Raw genomic sequence first — 16,030 nt, forward strand, 5'->3', positions numbered from 1 at the left:
GGTGCTGTGGCTGCTGGTCGCAGGTTTCGGGTTGAGTCCGCGTCAGTTCGGAAAGCTGATCAGCGCTGCGGCTGGAGGGGGGCGGACCCCTCCACCTCATAGCCCTGCCCGCGCGTGTCCATCTGGAGGTGGGCGTACTCGGCGGCCCCCGAGCAGGTTCTCCGGCACATGTCCCCGTCCCTCGCCACAACCGACGTACTGCACGACGGCCGGAAGCGGTTCGGTCGCCGTCCCCGGCAGGCGCAGCCACGCCTTCACCGGCTCCCCGCCGCCAGGGAAGTGACGTCGAAGGTGTCCACGGTGCTCAGTCCGGTGCTGACCGGTGCCGGCCGGACCTCGCCGCCGTACGTCCGGTTCGGTCTGGCTGCTGTGGCAGCGCCGCAGCAGGGCCTCGGGCAGGTCGGTGTACGCGTGCGGCCTCTCGTTGCGTCAGCGGCACTCGACCGTGACCACGGGGTGCAGCATGCGGGTGTGGTCGACCTCCCGGACCGGGCCGGTCAGGTGCAGCGGGACCGTGATGCGGTGGTCGGTGCTGCTGGCGGAGATCCGCAGCTCCAGCTCGCCTGGTTCGACGATGCGACGGCCTCCGCGGCCGGTGAAGGAGGCCAGGTCCGCGGGCAGTTCCAGGAGGACCCGGCAGACCTCCCCGGTTTCGAGCGGGAAGCGCCGGTAGCCGACGAGGCGCTGCACCGGCTGGACCACGGAGGCCACAGGGTCGTGCAGGTAGAACTGCACCACCTCGCAGCCCGAGCGTTCGCCGGTGTTGCGGACCTCGAAGGCGATGCGGAAGCTGCCGTCGGTGCCGGTCTCTGAGACGCCGACGTCGAGCGCGGACCACTCGAATTCCGTGTAGCCGAGCCCGTGGCCGAACCCGTAGGCCGCGCTGGTACTGGTGCTGGACACGTCGCTGTCCTGGGCCAGCCTGGCGGCCAGGTAGGTGGAGGGCTGGACACCCTTGTGCCGCGGCACACTCACGGGCAACCGTCCGGAGGGGTTCACCCGCCCGCTGAGCACGCCGGCGATCGCCTCGGTGCCCGCCTCCCCAGGGAAGAAGGACTGCAGGATCGCCGCCGCCCCCGTCTCGGCGCGCCCCAGTGTGTAAGGGCGGCCCGCCAGCATGACGAGCACCACAGGCGTGCCGGCATCCAGCAGGGCGTCGAGCAGTTGCTCCTGCACGCCGGGCAGTTGCATCGACTCGACATCACATCCCTCGCCGCTGGTCCCGCGGCCGAACAGGCCGGAGCGGTCCCCGAGGGCGAGCACCACGACGTCGGCGACACGGGCCGCCGTGACCGCCTCGGCGAAGCCGGCCGTGCTGTCGCCGTCGACTGCCGCACCGGGCGCGGAGAAGATCTCGGCGTCGGGGAACTCGGCCGCCAAGGTCTCGTGCAGCGTGGGCAGCGCGATGCCGGTCGGAACCTCGGGGTGTTGTGAGCCGACATGCACGGGGAAGGAGTAGCAGCCCAGCACGGCCGTCGGGGTGTCGGCGTTGGGGCCGATCAGCGCTATCCGGCGGGGGCGGCCGAGCGGCAGCAGGCCGTCGTTGCGCAGCAGCACGACGGCCTGCTCTGCCAGCTCGCGCGCCAGCCGCCGGTTGGCCGGGGAGTCGAGGTCGACGCTGCCGCGCAGCGCCTCGGGATCGGTGAGATTCGCTCCGGAGATCGCCTGCGGAAGCGGGTTCCAGTCAGGGTCGAGCAGGCCGAGCTGTGCCTTCTGGATGAGGACCCGGCGCAGGGCGCGATCGATCAGTTCCTCAGGGACAGTGCCAGCCTCGACCGCGTCGAGCAGCGGCTGTCCGAATGTCTTGATGGTCGGCAGCTCGACGTCGACGCCGCTGGCGAGGGCGAGTCCGGCCGCCTCGTCCCAGCTTCCGGCGACGTTGTGCAGGAGCTTGAGGAAGGCGATGCCGAAGTAGTCCGCCACCACAGTCCCGTCGAAGCCCCAGGTGTCCCGGAGCAGACCGGTGAGCAGTTCCTGGTCGGCGGCTGAGGGGATGCCGTCGGTGTCGGTGTAAGCGTGCATGACCGAGCGTGGTCGGCCCTCGCGTAGCGCCATCTCGAACGGGGGAAGGATGACGTCGGCGCGCTCGCGGGTGCCCATGGTGACCGGCGCGAGGTTGCGGCCGGCCCGCGAGGCGGAGTAGCCGGCGAAGTGCTTGAGCGTGGCGACGATCCCGGCGGACTCCAGGCCCTGCACATAGGCGGTGGCGATGGTGCCGACCAGGTACGGGTCCTCGCCGATGGTCTCCTCGACGCGGCCCCAGCGGGCGTCGCGCACCACGTCGAGTACGGGGGCGAGGCCCTGGTGGACGCCGACGGCGCGCATGTCGGTCCCGATGGCGGTGGCCATGGTGCGCACCAGCTCGGGGTTGAAGGTCGCTCCCCAGGACAGTGGGACCGGGTAGGCGGTCGCCCCCCAGGCCGCGAACCCGGCCAGGCATTCCTCGTGGGCGATCGCCGGTATGCCCAAGCGGTTGGCGGCGGCGATGCGCTGTTGGGAGCGGGCGAGCGAGAGCGCACCGACGGCGGCGTCCACGGGAACGGTGCCGAACGGCCGGGTCAGCTGTCCCAGACCGTGCGGCAGCAGCTCGTCCAGGTCCGGCGGCTCCTCCATCTCGTGTTGGTGCGGGGCGACCTCGCCGCCCTCGTCGGAGGCGCCCACCCAGACGCCGACCAGCTGTGCTGTCTTCTCCCGCAGTGTCATCGCCGCGATCAGGGCGTTGGCCCTGATCGCGGGGTCGAGCGAGACGTCCTGCCACACAGGGGTGCTGGGTTCGACGGCGGGGTTCATGTTGCCGGTCACTTTCCTCCGACCCCCATGAGCCCCTGGACCAGGGCGCGGCGGGCGAACAGGTAGACGACGAAGATGGGCAGCATGGACAGCACCACGGCGCTGAGCAGTCCGGGGACGTCGACGCCGTGTTCGGTCTGGAAGTTGTACAGACCGAGGGTGATCACCTTGGTCGAGTCCGACTGGGTGAGGATCAGTGGGAAGAGGAAGCCGTTCCAGGCCTGCAGGGCCGAGAAGACGACGATGGAGGAGAGCCCGCCTTTCGACAGCGGCAGGACCAGTTGCCTGAAGACCCGCCGCGGGGAGGCTCCGTCCATCGCCATGGCTTCGTACAGGTCGGGGGTGATGTCGCGCATCGCCCCGGTCAGCACCAGGGTGCACACCGGCAGCGAGAACGCGGCGGTGGGCAGGATGACGCCGATCAGGTGGTCATAGAGCCCGGCCTGGCTGATCACGTAGAACATCGGAACGATCACCGCCTGCGCGGGGATCGCGAGTCCCAGCAGGAAAAACCGGAAGACGACGGTGATGGTCCGGCCCTGGGCGCGCACGATGGCGTAGGCGAGCGGCGGCACCACCACCAGCACGATGCCGACGACGCTGACGGTGACGATCAGGGTGTTGAGGAAGTCCTGGCCGAAGCCGTTGGAGAACGCGTCGAAGTAGTTGCTCAGGGTCAGCTGCGACGGAAAGCTCAGCGGGCCCTGGCTGGAGTAGTTGGAGGTGGTGCGCAGGGTCGCGATCAGCAGCACGTAGAGCGGCAGACCGACCAGAGCGAGCCATATCAGGGAGCCCAGCCCGGCAAGGTAGTTGGGGCGCTGTCGCATCAGATCCCCTCCGCCGTGCTGCGCATCTTGTCGTAGCCGGAGAGCCGGACCACGGCCAGGGAGATGAGGGTGGCGACCACGACCAGGAGCAGCGCGATGGCCGAGCCGGCGCCGAAGTCGAATTCCTTGAAGCCCTGTTCGTACATGTAGTAGGCGCTGACGGTGGTGTCCGTGCCGGGGCCGCCTTGAGTGAGGATCAGCACCGTGTCGAAGGTGGTGAGCCCGCCGACGACCATGAGGATCATCGAGGTGATCATGGTGTTGCGCAGTTGCGGCAGGGTGATGTGGAAGAACTGCCGCACGGTTCCGGCCCCGTCGATCGCCGCGGCCTGGTAGAGCACCTGCGGAACCGCGCGGGCGCCGCCCTGGTAGAGCAGTGCGTGCAGGGGGGTGAACTGCCACATTCCGACGAAGGTCAGCACCGCGATCGAACCGGCTTGGCTGCCGAGCAGGTTGCCGTTGCCGAACAGCGAGGGAAGCTGGCCCGGGATGCCGAAGTTGGGGTCGAGCAGGGCGCGCCACAGCACCGAGACCGCGGTCGCCGAGAGCAGCAGGGGGACGAAGAAGATCGCGGACAGCACGGCCCGGTTGCGCTGGGGTCCGGCCGCCCAGACGCCCAGCAGGATGCTGACGGGCGTCTGCGTCACGATCCCGAGCACGGTGAGCACGAGGGTGAGCCAGATGCTCTGGGTCATCACCGGGTCGTGGATCAGCTTGGTCCAGTTCGCCAGGCCGTTGAAGTGCGGCGCGGTGACGCCGTCCCAGTTGGTGAAGGACAGCACCGCGACCAGCACCAGCGGGAGGATCGCGAACAGCAGGAAAAAGAGGGTCGCGGGTATCGCCCAGGCGAAGCCCGGGCGGGTCACCCCGATGCCGGCCCGGCGCTCCTTGGGACGGCGGCCGGACACGGCTGCGAGAGAAAGTGAACTCATCGGTCCTACTCAGGAATTGGACAGCGACTGCATCGCCTGGATGAAGCCGTTGGCGTCGCTCTTGCCGTCGAAGAACTTCTGAACGGCCGTGTGGAGTGGCGTGGCCGCCGCCGGCGGGTAGGCCTGGTCCCAAGACAACTGGAACGACGGCGCCGCCTTGACCAGGTCGAACTGGAATCGCGAGTAGTCCGGGCTGGCCGAGGTGGACAGGAAGTTGGCCGTGTTGGTGGTGGTCGGCAGGTTGCCTATGCCGAGCTGTGCCTTCACGAACTCGTCGGAGTACATGAGCCTGAGGAAGGCCGCCACGGCGTCGGGGTGCCGGGTCTTCTTCACGACGGAGTAGAAGTTGTTGGTGTTGCCGACGACGTCCTTCGGGTCGCCCTTGCCGCCGCTGACGGTCGGGAAGGCGCTGTAGCCGAGGTCGTTCTTGGCGAAGTCGGGGTTGTTGGACTGCTGGGTGGAGTACTCCCAGGAGCCCATCAGCTCGAAGGCGGCCTTGCCCTTGGCCAGCAGCGCCGGGGACCCGCCGTCGGTGAACTTCACCGAGTCGAAGTGGCTGCCGAATGCGCCGGCGTCGATCAGCTGCTTCAGCATGCCCAGAGCCTTCTGGCTGTCCGGGCTGGCCCACGCGCTCTTGTCACCTGCGAGCGCCTTCTGGAACAGGTCCGGTCCGGCGACCCGGTCGAAGACGTACTCGAACCACATGAGGCTGGGCCACTGGTCGCCGCCGCCGAGCGCGATCGGTGTCAGGCCCTTGGCCTTGAGTGCCTTGACGTCGTTGATCAGGTCGTCCCAGGTCCGCGGGATGTTCAGGCCGGTGCTCGCCAGGACCTTCTTGTTGTTGAAGAGCAGCACGGGCTGCGTTCCGCGCATCGGGACACCGTAGGACTTGCCGTCGACCACCGCGGTGTTGAATACCGAGGGGAGGAAGTTGGACTTGAGCCCCGGGTCCTTGGCGATCATGTCGTCCAGGGGGAGCAGGAGGTTCTTCTTGGCGAAGGGCGCGATGCTGCCGCCGCCCCAGTTGAAGAAGATGTCCGGGGCCTGCGGGGTGTTGATGATCGTGTTGAGCTTCTGCTGGTAGTCGGCGCCCGGGATGGTGTCCAGCACCGCCTTGACCTTCGAGGTCTTGTTGAACGTGTCGACGATCTGCTTCTCGACCTTGTTCGCGGCGTCCCCGTAGACGAGGACGTGGATCGTCCCGGAGTTGGAGCCGCCGCTGGACCCGCACGCGGCGGTCAGACCGAGCAACAGCGCGGTCGTTGCCGCTACTGCGGCGAATCTGTTCCGGGTTGCACTGTTGTGAACGGTCACGCGAAGAGAACCCATGGCTTGCCATCCGTCGAAAGTTTCGAAGCAAGTTCCGAATGATGCGGGAAACCTAGGCGTCACATCGACCGCCGTCAAGGATTTGGAAGGCCCATCTCGATACGGGCGTAGCGGCGAAGCCCTGACCAGCTAGCATCCGTCCCGTACAGTCGCAATGACTTCGTACGTCGCACACCAAGGGCAGCACAGGAGGGATCGTGACCAGAGCGGCGACACTCGCCGAAATCGCGCGCGAGGCGGGTGTGTCCACACCGACTGTTTCGAAAGTCCTCAACGGCCGCGCGGACGTCGCCTCCTCCACCCGGGAGCGGGTGGAGGAGCTGCTGCACCAGTACGGTTACCAGCGGCGACGCAGCAACAGCGCCCCGTCCAGCCCATTGCTGGAGCTGGTGTTCCACGAGCTGGAGAGCGCCTGGGCGATGGAGGTCATCCGCGGGGTCGAGAACGTCGTCCGCGAGGAGGGAATGAGTGTCGTCCTGTCAGAGTCCTCGGGCCAGCTCAGCCTTGGGCAGTCCTGGGTGGACGGGGTGCTCGCCCGCCGCCCCACGGGCGTGCTCCTGGTGCTGTCCGGGCTCGACAAGGCCCAGCAAGCGCAACTGACCAGTCGTGACATCCCGTTCGTGGTCATGGACCCGGCAGGGGACCCTGGTCAGGACACGCCGGCGGTCGGGACGACCAACTGGAACGGCGGCCTCGTCGCCACCCGCCACCTGCTCGACCTGGGCCACCGGCGCATCGGCATGGTCGCCGGACCACGGCGGATGATGTGCAGCCGCGCACGGATCGACGGCTATCGGGCCGCGCTGGAGACGACCGGCGTCGCCTTCGATCCCGCACTGATCCGCGAGGGCGACTTCCACCACGAAACCGGCTACCGGGAGGGCCTGGAGCTGCTGCGCCGCAAGGACCGGCCCACAGCGATCTTCACCGGCAACGACCTGCAGGCGCTCGGCCTCTACGAGGCCGCGCGGGAGCTGGGCCTACGCATCCCGGAGGATCTCAGCGTCGTCGGCTTCGATGACCTGCCCATCGCCCGCTGGGTCGGCCCACCCCTGACCACCGTCCGCCAGCCGCTGACCGAGATGGCCGAAGTCGCCGCGCGCATGGTGATCGACCTCGCCCGCGGCAACCCACCGTCCGCGCTGCGTGTGGACCTGGCCACCAGCCTGGTCGAGCGCAGCAGCACAGCCCGGCCCCCGGCCACCACTGAGCGCCGGCACCTTCGAAATTTCGAAAGCACGTGACGCATCGCTCCGGTCGTGTACCGCGAGCCCCGGGGTCATTGAGCGACTCTGTGACGGAGTGTGTCCTGAACACGACGAGGAGCTCTATTGATCCGAAACGGTCGGTGTTCTGGCTCGTTTATCCCTATGTGAGCGAACTGGTGGGGGATGCACGGCAGTTGTCGCCGTCGGCGCAGGAGGCCCTTCGGCTGCTGGCGGTGGGGGCGTTGGTGGCGGCCGGAGTCGCGAGGATGTCGCGGCGGTGTTCCAGGTCTCGCTCGGCAACTGGTGGATGAAGTGGCCGGCCGGCGGACGTGAGGCGCTCGTGGCCCAGCCGCGTGGGCGGCGGGTCGGCGAACACCAGGTTCCCGATACGGTCGAGCAGCAGGCGATCCGGCAGGGCGTACTGGATCACCGGCCCTGTGACCTGGGTCTGGGCGGGCAGCCGTGAACGCGCGCCGGGGTGGGGGACCTGATCGCGAAGCTGTAGCGGGTGCGCCTGACCGAGCAGGGGGTGGGCAAGTACCTGCGTCGGTGGGGACTGTCGTTCCAGCGGCCGGACGAGCGGGTCCTGGAGCAGGACGCGGAAGCGGTCCGCGTCTGGCGCGAGGAGACCTGGCCGGCGATCCATGCGCGGGCGAAGGCCGAGCAGGGCGAGGCGCTCTTCGCCGACCAGGTCGGCATCCGTTCCGACCAGGTCATCGGCCGCACCTGGGGCACCAAGGGGTGTGTACCCGTCGTGCGCCGCATGGGCAACAGGTTCTCCGTGAACGCGATGACCGCGATCAGCACGAACGGCGGATGCACTTCATGGTGTTCATCGAGACCTTCGACGCGGACGTGATGTGCCGCCGCAAGGTCCGCGCCTGGCTCGCCGATCACCCCGACCGGATCGAGCCGCACTTCCTGCCGTCGTACTCACCCGAGCCGAACCCCGACGAGCTGGTCAACGCCGACCTCAAACGGAGCCTTCCGATGCACAGCCGGGCCCGCGACCAGGCCCAGCTCGCCGCCGAGACCCGCAGGTTCTTCCACCGTCGCCAACGGCAGCCACACATCGTCCGCGGCTGCTTCGACGGCCCGCACGTCCGCTGCATCTCGAATAGAACCCTTGCGTTTCGGATCAGTAGGCCGCTTCTGACGGTTCTTGCTGGTTCGGTGGATCAGCTCTGCGGCTGGGCAGGTGCGCTTCATGGTGCGGCGACATGAGCTCACGGACGCGCAGTGCGCCGATCACCGCAAAGTGATCAACGGGGTGCTGTTCAGAGCCCGCACGGGGGTGCCCTGGCCGGACCTGCCTGACCGCCCGGCGCAGGATGTCACGTTCCTTCTCCAGCTCGCGCACCTGCTTGCGCAAGGCCGCGATCTCCGCGTCCTTCGCCGACTCCGCAACCGCCTCGGGCCGCTCAGCCTTCTCCGCCGTCTTGATCCACTGCCGCAGCGTCTCGTGGTTCACACCCAGCTCGGCGGCAACGCGCGAGGCGGGCCGGCCCGACGAACGGGCCAACGCCACCGCGTCGGCCCGCCGAGTACTTGTAGGTCCCCACCTGGGACTCCTCTCCCTGGACTCAAGATCCAGTGTCGAGGTGTCCACGATGAAGGTGGAGGGCCCGTCTTAGCCTTCATCGAGACCTTCTACAACCGGCGCCGCCTGCGCAGACACAAGGTCTTCGGCTACCTCACACCAGCCGAGACCCGACAGCGCCCACGACACACCCTCGCAGCATAGAGATCGAGTGTCCAAGACCACGGGGAAACTTCACGACAGCGGCTGGCCCGGCGCCTGTGACACACGACCCACCACACCACCGCACTGCGGGATCGTGACTGTCGCCATACCACCTCTTGACCCATTCCGGGCAGAGCTGGAGATTCACCTAGCTTTCCGGCCCTCATGATGGGCACGCCCGCCGGTGCGGCACGCACACGCCCGCCCGCTTGGAGAATCATGAGGAATACAGCCATGGGCAGTACATATCAACGCGCCATCACTCCGGACGAGTGGATGTACCTGGGTCTGCCCATGGCACAGGACATCCAGTACGTGATCCAGGGCGAGGGCGACCTCCGGCCCGAGGACGTCGTCACCGCACTCGGCCGGGCGTCGGAGGCCTCTCCGGGCGTTCGCCTGGTCCGGCGGGGCAAGCTGTGGGTGGACAGCGGGATCAGCCCGGCTGTGCATGTCATGGACGGCCCTCTGGACCGGCGGCGCCTGGATGCTCCCGCGCTGCAGACCTGGGTCGGCGATCCGCAAACCACCTTCGAGGTGCTGCTCTTCCCGGGCGACCCGGCCTCCGTCGTGCTCAGGGGCCGGCACACGGTGACCGACGCCGGGGGACTGGCCCTGTGGGCGGCCGATGTCTTCCGGGTCCTGCGCGGACAGGAGCCGCTGGGTGCGGTGTCACCACTGAACAGCACCGCGTTCCTCGAAGGGGTGTGCCCGGACGGTCTGCCCCCGATCCCGCCGCTTGCGGGCGCGCTGAACTGGCCGTCGCCGCTCGGTCCCGTGCCCGCCGGCATCCGGAAGGTGGTGTGGCGGAATCGGACTGTCGACGGCACGCACCCGGCCGCCACCGCGAAGGTCGCCGCCGCGCTCGCGGCCGCGTACGGCCCCGAGGGCCGGGGCCGTTTCTTCGTCCCGGTGGACCTGCGCCGACACGACCCGGACATCCGGTCCACGGCCTGGCTGTCGCAGGCGCTGATTCTCGACGTGGACAGCGGCGAGGAGTGGGAGCACGTCCACCGGACCCTGCTCGCCGCGCTGGCGGAAGGGAAGGAGATCGCGCTGCGTACCGACCCGTCGATGATGCGTATGCCGCTGCCGTTGATCCGGCTGATCTCCAAGGCGGTCGCCCGCACCGCCGCCCGCTCGGACCGCTACTGTGCGCTGGGCTTCCTCACCCACCTGGGCACCTTCGACCTCGCCGACTTCTCCACCGACGGCTTCCGGGCCACCGCGATGTACACGCTCGGCGGTACCGGCCCCGGGACTCCTCCGGCCGTGGACCTCATGGATGCCGGCGGCCGCACCGAGATCACGGTGACGTGGCTGGACGGCCCCGGCGTCGCGGACCGCGCCGAGGCACTGCTGGACACGGTGGAGGAGGCGCTGTCCCCGTCCCGGAACCGCCGGTGGGAGGGCAACCTGACCACGCGCACGGTGCCCGCCCAGGGCGTGATGGAGCTGATCAGGGCCCAGGAGCGGCAGGAACCCGACCGGGTGGCGCTCACCGGCCCCGAGGGCGAGGTCACGTACCGCGAACTCAGCCGCCGTGCCGACGCTGTGGCCCACGAACTGCGTCGCCGCGGCGTCGGCCGGGGCTCTGTCGTCGCACTGCTGGCCGACCGTACGGTGGCGGCCATCGCGGGAATCTGGGGAGTCCTCCGGGCAGGGGCAGCCTTCCTGCCCCTGGACCCGCTGCACCCGGACCGCCGGCTCGCCGATGTCCTGACCGATGCCGAGGCGCGCCACTGCCTGGTCCAGCAGGAGTACGGGGGACGGGGCCTCTTCGCGTCCGGTTGCGAGCCGCTGCCGCTGGACGACCTCAGCCGTGCGGCCCAGGACCAGCCGGAGTTCCCGGACGCGAAGGCACGGCCGGACGATCTGGCGTATGTCATCTACACGTCCGGATCCACGGGCCGGCCCAAGGGCGTGCAGATCGAGCACGGGAGCCTGCTCAACTATCTGCACTGGGCCCTGGACATGTTCCACATCGACGCGGAGACCAGGCTCACCCTGATGACCTCGCTGTCCTTCGACGTCTCCATGACGTCGGTCTTCGGGCCGGGCATGGTGGGCGGGTCCATCGTGCTGGTACCCGACCGGATCAACCACCTCACCCTGCGCAGGCTGCTGGAACACTCCGGCGCCACGATGCTCAACCTCACCCCCTCCCACCTCGATCTGATCGGCCAGCTGGATGTCCAGCCCGTCGGTTGCACCGGGGTGATCGTCACCGGCGAGCAGCTTCGGGTGGAGGTCGCTGCCCGCGCGCAGCGGATGTTCGGGGAGAAGTGCCGGATCATCAATCAGTACGGCCCGACCGAGGCTACCGTCGGATGCACCGCGCACGTCTTCGACGAGACGGGCGACGGCGAGGCGACCGCGGTGCCGATCGGACGTCCCGGGTACAACACCACGGTGCACCTGCTGGACGAGCGGCACCGGTTCGTTGCGCCCGGCGAGACGGGTGAGTTGTACCTGGGAGGTGCGCAGTTGGCACGCGGCTACCTGGGCCGCCCCGGCCAGAACGCCGAGCGATTCGTCCGGCTGGCCGACGGCACCCGGGTCTACCGGACCGGGGACCTGGTCAGAGTCCTCCCCTCAGGAGAACTCAGCTACGTGGGCCGCAACGACGACCAGGTCAAAGTGCGCGGCAACCGCGTAGAGCCCGCGGAGGTGGCCCGCGCCCTGGAGCGGCACCCCGCAGTGGACCGCGCCGTGGTGGTGGCCAGGGCCCGGCCCGGCGGATCGGGCAAGATGCTCTACGCCTACGTGCTCGCCCACGCGGATGTGCCCCCGGAGGAGCTGGAAGTGCACACGGCCCGGCTGCTGCCGCCCTACATGGTGCCCGCGGCATTCCTCACCGTGGCCGAACTGCCCTACACCGTCAGCGGAAAGGTGGACGCCCACGCCCTGCCCGACCCCTTCGCCACCGACGATGCGCCCGTCGACACGGGCCCTTCGGCGGGCCCCGCGACCGCAATCAGCGACCCGGTCACCCAGGCGGTCGCCATGGTCTGGTCTCGGGTCCTCGACATCCCCAAGGAACAGCTGGACGAACAGGCTGACTTCCACCGGCTCGGCGGAGACTCCCTGGCGCTGCTGTCCATGCTCGCCGAGGCCAGCCGCGAACTCCTGTCCCAGGGCGGCGAGGAGACTTTCATGGCCAACCTCCACAAGATCATCGACAAGCCGACGCTGGAACATGTGGCCGCGCTTGCCCGCGAGGCCGGGGCCGGGGGCGGATGACACGTCCACGCGTTGCTGCGCGCGGCACTGGCCTAGCAGGCGAGCACGGCCGGTAACGCGACCTTCGTCTTGCGGGCAGGCAGTATCTGACCGCACTGCGCGGGAAGGACCAGATGCGGGCCATCCAGCCCCGGCCGCGCCGCGAGATCCACGGCAATGCTGTTGGTGATGCTCAGGGTCAACTTCCGGCAGAAGCACTGAATTGACCGGGCGGCCGGGAGCGTGAACGCTCCACAAGTTCACGTTCGCGCCGGGGCTGTCCGGCTGGGACGGCGTCTACGGGTTCGTCGGTCCGTCGCTGCGCAGTGACTACCAGCCGCTCAACGGCAGCGCCCTGGTCCTGGGCAACCCGGAGGACGCCCCCACGCAGCAGTACGCGCACTACGTGATGCCCAACGGTCTGGTGGAGAGCTTCATCGACACCGTCCCGACCGGAGACGGCGGAACCCGCTTCGGCGGCACCCTCGACCGCACCCTCGTGCTGTCCCTGCGCGGCAACACCACGCGGCTCACCAAGCAGTTGGGCTACGGCTACATCCCGTAACCGACCTCGATCGAGCAGCAGCCGGGCTGGCCACGTCGGTCGTGGTCGGCTACGGCCGTTCGAGCGCCCGCTCGCATTCCTGCCCCGGTTCCCCGTCCGATCCGTCGGCGGCTGTGACCGCGTCCGGGGCAAAGAAATTTCGTAACGCCTCCGGCGTCTTCGCGATTTTCCTTTTATGCCCGCGGCTTTTTCGGGAAAATATTTCGCGCCCCGGCGGCTCGCGTGGAAGTGAGCACACGGACCGCCCCCTCTCGGTGTCAAACCGGCAGGCCGATATCGTTATCGGATCGTTATCAGGCCTGGTCGGAGGGTGGTGTGTGTGACGTTTTCGCACGTCGGCGCCCGGCGGGCGAGCATCTCGCGCGACCGGTGCATACGTGACCGTACCGCGCCCTCCCCACCGAACCACTTCTACGCGCGATGACCGAACCGTCGTGCGGGGGGCACCGCAGTGTTTTCCTGTCTGCCCATGTCAACGTTGACACCGCTATGCGGCCCACCTAATGTCGCCGCCAGTGGCGCAGAAAAGGGTTGGATTTATCGCGACGGCCTTCTGTTTCTGTTCACCTGCTGTCGAATCGAATTTTCCGTGTTGATGTTCAGGAGAAGACTTCGATGCTCCCCCACGCCGACCGCCCGACCACGGTCAGCGGCCATCCGGAATTCCCGCGCAACACCCGCCGTGGAGAGCGGAGGCCGAGCGCCCCGCAGCACGTCACCTGCATGGCGAGCCTGGACGTGGGCCTCAAGATAGAAGCGGCGAACGCCGACTTCTTCCGTCATGTCGCCCGGCCCTCGACGGAGATCTGCGGACGCAGCATCTACGAAGTCCTGCATCCGAGCGCTCGCAACATCCTTCCGGAACACTTCTCGCGTCTGTCCGACGGTCATGGCAGCCGCTTCGTGGAGCGCGTGGTCGCCATGCGTGGCAACGACCGGGTCTTCTCGGCGGAGATCACCGGCATAGCCGTCAAGGGAGAGAAGGACGACCTTTCCGGTGTGGTCGTCCTGATGAGCCCGCAGGCCGAGGCGGCGGAGCAGCCCGCCAAGCCGACTCCGATGCTCACGGCCCTGGACGCCCGCATTCTGGAGTGCGTGGCCACCGGTGCCTCGACCGTCCAGATGGCTTCGCGCCTCTACCTCAGCCGCCAAGGCGTGGAATACCACGTCGGCCTGATGCTCCGCCGCTTCAAGGCCCCCAACCGCGCCGCGCTCGTGTCCCGCGCGTACTCGATGGGCGTCCTCACGGTCGGCAGCTGGCCGCCCCGTGCCGTACCCGACTTCGTGAAGTAACCCTCCCGGCACCCGGTGCCGTGCAGCTTGCCCAGGGCACCGCGCAGGTCCGCGAGTTCCGCGTCCGGCATGCATCCCTCCGCTATTCCCGCTGCCGGACACGTCACCGATGTCCCCCAGGGCGATATTGCGCGAGAACGGACGAACGCAACACCCGGCGGCTTCCACCGCGCCATGTCTGGGCGTTTCCCGAAAGCACCATCCGAAGACGGCCCTTGCCCTCACGGATGCATCGCCGGACAGCGGGAATCTAGGGGCCGCCCTAGTCCATGCGCCCCTAGCGTGGGGAGCCCGGCGGTCCGTGATCAGCTGCCCGTCCCTGACGGGCGGCTACGGCCGTCACCTACGCGTGCGTCGTATGCATGCCGTGCACACGCCGTACCCGACGTCTGCGGTCCACACAGGATGGGCCGACAAGCTGGTGGAGTGGAATGAGCGAGTCAGAACGCACACGGTACGAGCTCAACGCCGCGCCCGAGCGTGCCATCGCCGTCATCGGCCTGGCCTGCCGCCTGCCCGGCGCCCCGAACCCGGACGGCCTCTGGCGCCTGCTGCGCGCCGGAGACAGCGCCGTGCGTCCAACTCCCGCCGACCGGCTGAGGCTCGCCGGAGCCTCCGTCGAGCACGAGTCCGTCGAGGACACGTCCGACGGCGAAGCACCCCGCTGGGGCGGATTCCTCGACGGGGTCGACCGTTTCGACGCCGGCTTCTTCGGTATCTCGCCGCGCGAGGCCAACGCCATGGACCCCCAGCAGCGCCTCGTCCTCGAACTCGCCTGGGAGGCCCTGGAGGACTCCCGCATCATCCCCGCACACCTCGGTTCCACCAGCACCGGCGTGTTCATCGGGGCCGCCCACGACGACTACGCCACCCTGCTCCACGGACTCGGACCCGAGAGCGCCACCCACCAGTCCTTCACCGGAACCCATCGCGCCCTCGTCGCCAACAGGCTCTCCTACCTGCTCGGCCTGCGCGGCCCCAGTCTCACCCTCGACTCGGCGCAGTCGTCCTCCCTGGTCGCCCTCCACCTCGCCTGCCAGAGCCTGCGCAGCGGCGACAGCGACATCGCCCTCGCGGGCGGCGTCAACCTGCAACTCGCCCCGGAGAGCAGCCTGTACCCGCACCGCTTCGGTGCGCTCTCGCCCGACGGCTGCTGCTACACCTTCGACGCCCGCGCCAACGGGTACGTCCGCGGCGAGGGCGGAGGCCTCGTCGTACTGAAGCCCCTCGACCGGGCCCTCGCCGACGGTGACCCCATCCGTGCCGTCATCCGCGGGAGCGCCGTCAACAACGACGGCGGTGGTGACACCCTCACCGCCCCCGACCCGCGCGCTCAGGAAGACGTTATCCGTCGTGCCCTGAGCAAAGCCGGGGCGGCTCCGCACGACGTCCAGTACGTCGAACTCCACGGAACCGGAACGCCGGTCGGAGACCCGGTGGAGGCGGCCGCCCTCGGTGCGGCCCTGGGCGAAGGAAGGGCCCCCGGCGAGTCCCTGCGCGTCGGCTCGGTGAAGACCAACGTGGGCCATCTGGAAGGCGCGGCCGGAATCGCCGGCCTGCTCAAGACGGTACTGGCGCTCCAGCACCGCGAACTTCCGCCCAGCCTCAACTTCGACACGCCCAACCCCGACATCCCCCTCGATGCTCTCCACCTGCGGGTGCAGGACACCATCGGCCCCTGGCCCCGTCCTGACGTGTCCCTCATCGCTGGGGTGAGCGCCTTCGGGATGGGCGGGACGAATGCGCATGTGGTGCTGGAGGAGCCACCGGTTGTGCCGGGGGGCGGGTCCGGTGATGAGCCGGGTGCGGCGCCGGTGTTCGTGGCTGGTGGTGTGGTGCCGTGGGTGGTGTCGGGTCGTGGTGGGGACGGGCTTGCCGGCCAGGCGAGCCGGTTGGCGTCGTACGCGCAGTCCGCTGCGGGTGAGTTGCGGCCGGTGGATGTGGCGTGGTCGCTGGCGGCGACTCGTACGGCGTTCGGGGACCGTGCGGTGGTGTTGGGCGCCGAGGGCGCTGAACTCGCTGAGCGGTTGGGGGTGTTGGCTTCCGGTGAGGTGACTGTCGCGGGTGTGGTGCGGGGTGCGGTCGCTGGTGGTGCTGACCGGGTTGCGTTCGTGTTTCCG

The 16,030-nt window shown here is 68.9% G+C and carries 12 protein-coding genes and 1 pseudogene; 8 read left to right on the forward strand and 5 right to left on the reverse strand.

Annotation, left to right across the window (positions count from 1 at the left end):
- Window positions 1–429: 429 nt before the first annotated feature.
- Genes IE277_RS41195 through IE277_RS41210 form a run of 4 tightly spaced genes read right to left on the reverse strand, consistent with a single transcriptional unit; the run spans window position 430 to window position 5,878 of the window.
- Window positions 430–2,790, reverse strand: a complete 2,361-nt coding sequence (locus IE277_RS41195) for a beta-xylosidase/alpha-l-arabinosidase (protein ID WP_189958856.1) — start codon at window positions 2,788–2,790, stop codon at window positions 430–432.
- Window positions 2,791–2,798: 8 nt separating this feature from the next.
- Window positions 2,799–3,617, reverse strand: coding sequence for a carbohydrate ABC transporter permease (locus tag IE277_RS41200; RefSeq protein ID WP_189958849.1), 819 nt, complete (start codon window positions 3,615–3,617; stop codon window positions 2,799–2,801).
- Window positions 3,617–4,549, reverse strand: coding sequence for a carbohydrate ABC transporter permease (locus tag IE277_RS41205; protein WP_189958850.1), 933 nt, complete (start codon window positions 4,547–4,549; stop codon window positions 3,617–3,619). Before IE277_RS41205 ends, IE277_RS41200 begins: the two co-directional genes overlap by 1 nt.
- Before the next feature lie 9 nt (window positions 4,550–4,558).
- Window positions 4,559–5,878 carry an ABC transporter substrate-binding protein gene (locus tag IE277_RS41210; protein WP_189958851.1) on the reverse strand — a complete coding sequence of 440 codons (1,320 nt, stop codon included), beginning with the start codon at window positions 5,876–5,878 and terminating at the stop codon, window positions 4,559–4,561.
- 197 nt (window positions 5,879–6,075) lie between these two features.
- Here IE277_RS41210 and IE277_RS41215 point away from each other — a divergent pair, with 197 nt between their 5' ends.
- The 4 genes from IE277_RS41215 (at window position 6,076) to IE277_RS50205 (ending at window position 8,310) form a co-directional block, all read left to right on the forward strand.
- Window positions 6,076–7,122 carry a LacI family DNA-binding transcriptional regulator gene (locus IE277_RS41215; protein ID WP_229882382.1) on the forward strand — a complete coding sequence of 349 codons (1,047 nt, stop codon included), beginning with the start codon at window positions 6,076–6,078 and terminating at the stop codon, window positions 7,120–7,122.
- A 241-nt stretch (window positions 7,123–7,363) separates the two neighbouring features.
- On the forward strand, window positions 7,364–7,552 hold the full coding sequence (locus tag IE277_RS50195; protein ID WP_444544857.1) for a hypothetical protein: 189 nt from the start codon (window positions 7,364–7,366) through the stop codon (window positions 7,550–7,552).
- 42 nt (window positions 7,553–7,594) lie between these two features.
- The gene (locus IE277_RS50200) at window positions 7,595–7,945 is read left to right on the forward strand and encodes a winged helix-turn-helix domain-containing protein (protein ID WP_444544858.1); all 351 of its coding nucleotides are present in this window, start codon (window positions 7,595–7,597) and stop codon (window positions 7,943–7,945) included.
- Window positions 7,945–8,310: a transposase gene (locus IE277_RS50205; protein ID WP_444544859.1), complete on the forward strand. Its 366-nt coding sequence runs from the start codon at window positions 7,945–7,947 to the stop codon at window positions 8,308–8,310. The genes IE277_RS50200 and IE277_RS50205 overlap by 1 nt, the downstream gene beginning before the upstream one ends.
- Here IE277_RS50205 and IE277_RS41225 read toward each other — a convergent pair.
- Entirely contained in the window at window positions 8,225–8,695 is a 471-nt protein-coding gene (locus IE277_RS41225) for a transposase (protein WP_268252722.1), read from the reverse strand. The two genes, IE277_RS50205 and IE277_RS41225, sit on opposite strands and share 86 nt — an antisense overlap.
- A gap of 369 nt (window positions 8,696–9,064) precedes the next feature.
- Between IE277_RS41225 and IE277_RS41230 the strand changes: the two genes are divergently transcribed.
- From IE277_RS41230 to IE277_RS41245, 4 genes and pseudogenes are all read left to right on the forward strand, one after another.
- Window positions 9,065–12,073, forward strand: a complete 3,009-nt coding sequence (locus IE277_RS41230; RefSeq protein WP_189958853.1) for a non-ribosomal peptide synthetase — start codon at window positions 9,065–9,067, stop codon at window positions 12,071–12,073.
- A gap of 244 nt (window positions 12,074–12,317) precedes the next feature.
- Window positions 12,318–12,617: pseudogene (locus IE277_RS41235) on the forward strand (glycoside hydrolase family 68 protein); the annotation flags it as partial.
- 615 nt (window positions 12,618–13,232) lie between these two features.
- Entirely contained in the window at window positions 13,233–13,910 is a 678-nt protein-coding gene (locus tag IE277_RS41240) for a LuxR C-terminal-related transcriptional regulator (RefSeq protein ID WP_229882383.1), read from the forward strand.
- Between the two features lie 431 nt (window positions 13,911–14,341).
- The coding region (locus tag IE277_RS41245; protein ID WP_268252723.1) for a type I polyketide synthase at window positions 14,342–16,030 on the forward strand (1,689 nt) is incomplete at its 3' end.

It is taken from the genome of Streptomyces alanosinicus (assembly GCF_014650595.1).
Lineage (GTDB): Bacteria > Actinomycetota > Actinomycetes > Streptomycetales > Streptomycetaceae > Streptomyces > Streptomyces alanosinicus.

Coding starts and splice junctions, on each gene's coding strand:
- IE277_RS41195 (WP_189958856.1), bottom strand. CDS start 2,790: ATGAACCCCGCCGTCGAACCCAGCACCCCTGTGTGGCAGGACGTCTCG.
- IE277_RS41200 (WP_189958849.1), bottom strand. CDS start 3,617: ATGCGACAGCGCCCCAACTACCTTGCCGGGCTGGGCTCCCTGATATGG.
- IE277_RS41205 (WP_189958850.1), bottom strand. CDS start 4,549: ATGAGTTCACTTTCTCTCGCAGCCGTGTCCGGCCGCCGTCCCAAGGAG.
- IE277_RS41210 (WP_189958851.1), bottom strand. CDS start 5,878: ATGGGTTCTCTTCGCGTGACCGTTCACAACAGTGCAACCCGGAACAGA.
- IE277_RS50205 (WP_444544859.1), top strand. CDS start 7,945: ATGTGCCGCCGCAAGGTCCGCGCCTGGCTCGCCGATCACCCCGACCGG.
- IE277_RS41230 (WP_189958853.1), top strand. CDS start 9,065: ATGGGCAGTACATATCAACGCGCCATCACTCCGGACGAGTGGATGTAC.
- IE277_RS41240 (WP_229882383.1), top strand. CDS start 13,233: ATGCTCCCCCACGCCGACCGCCCGACCACGGTCAGCGGCCATCCGGAA.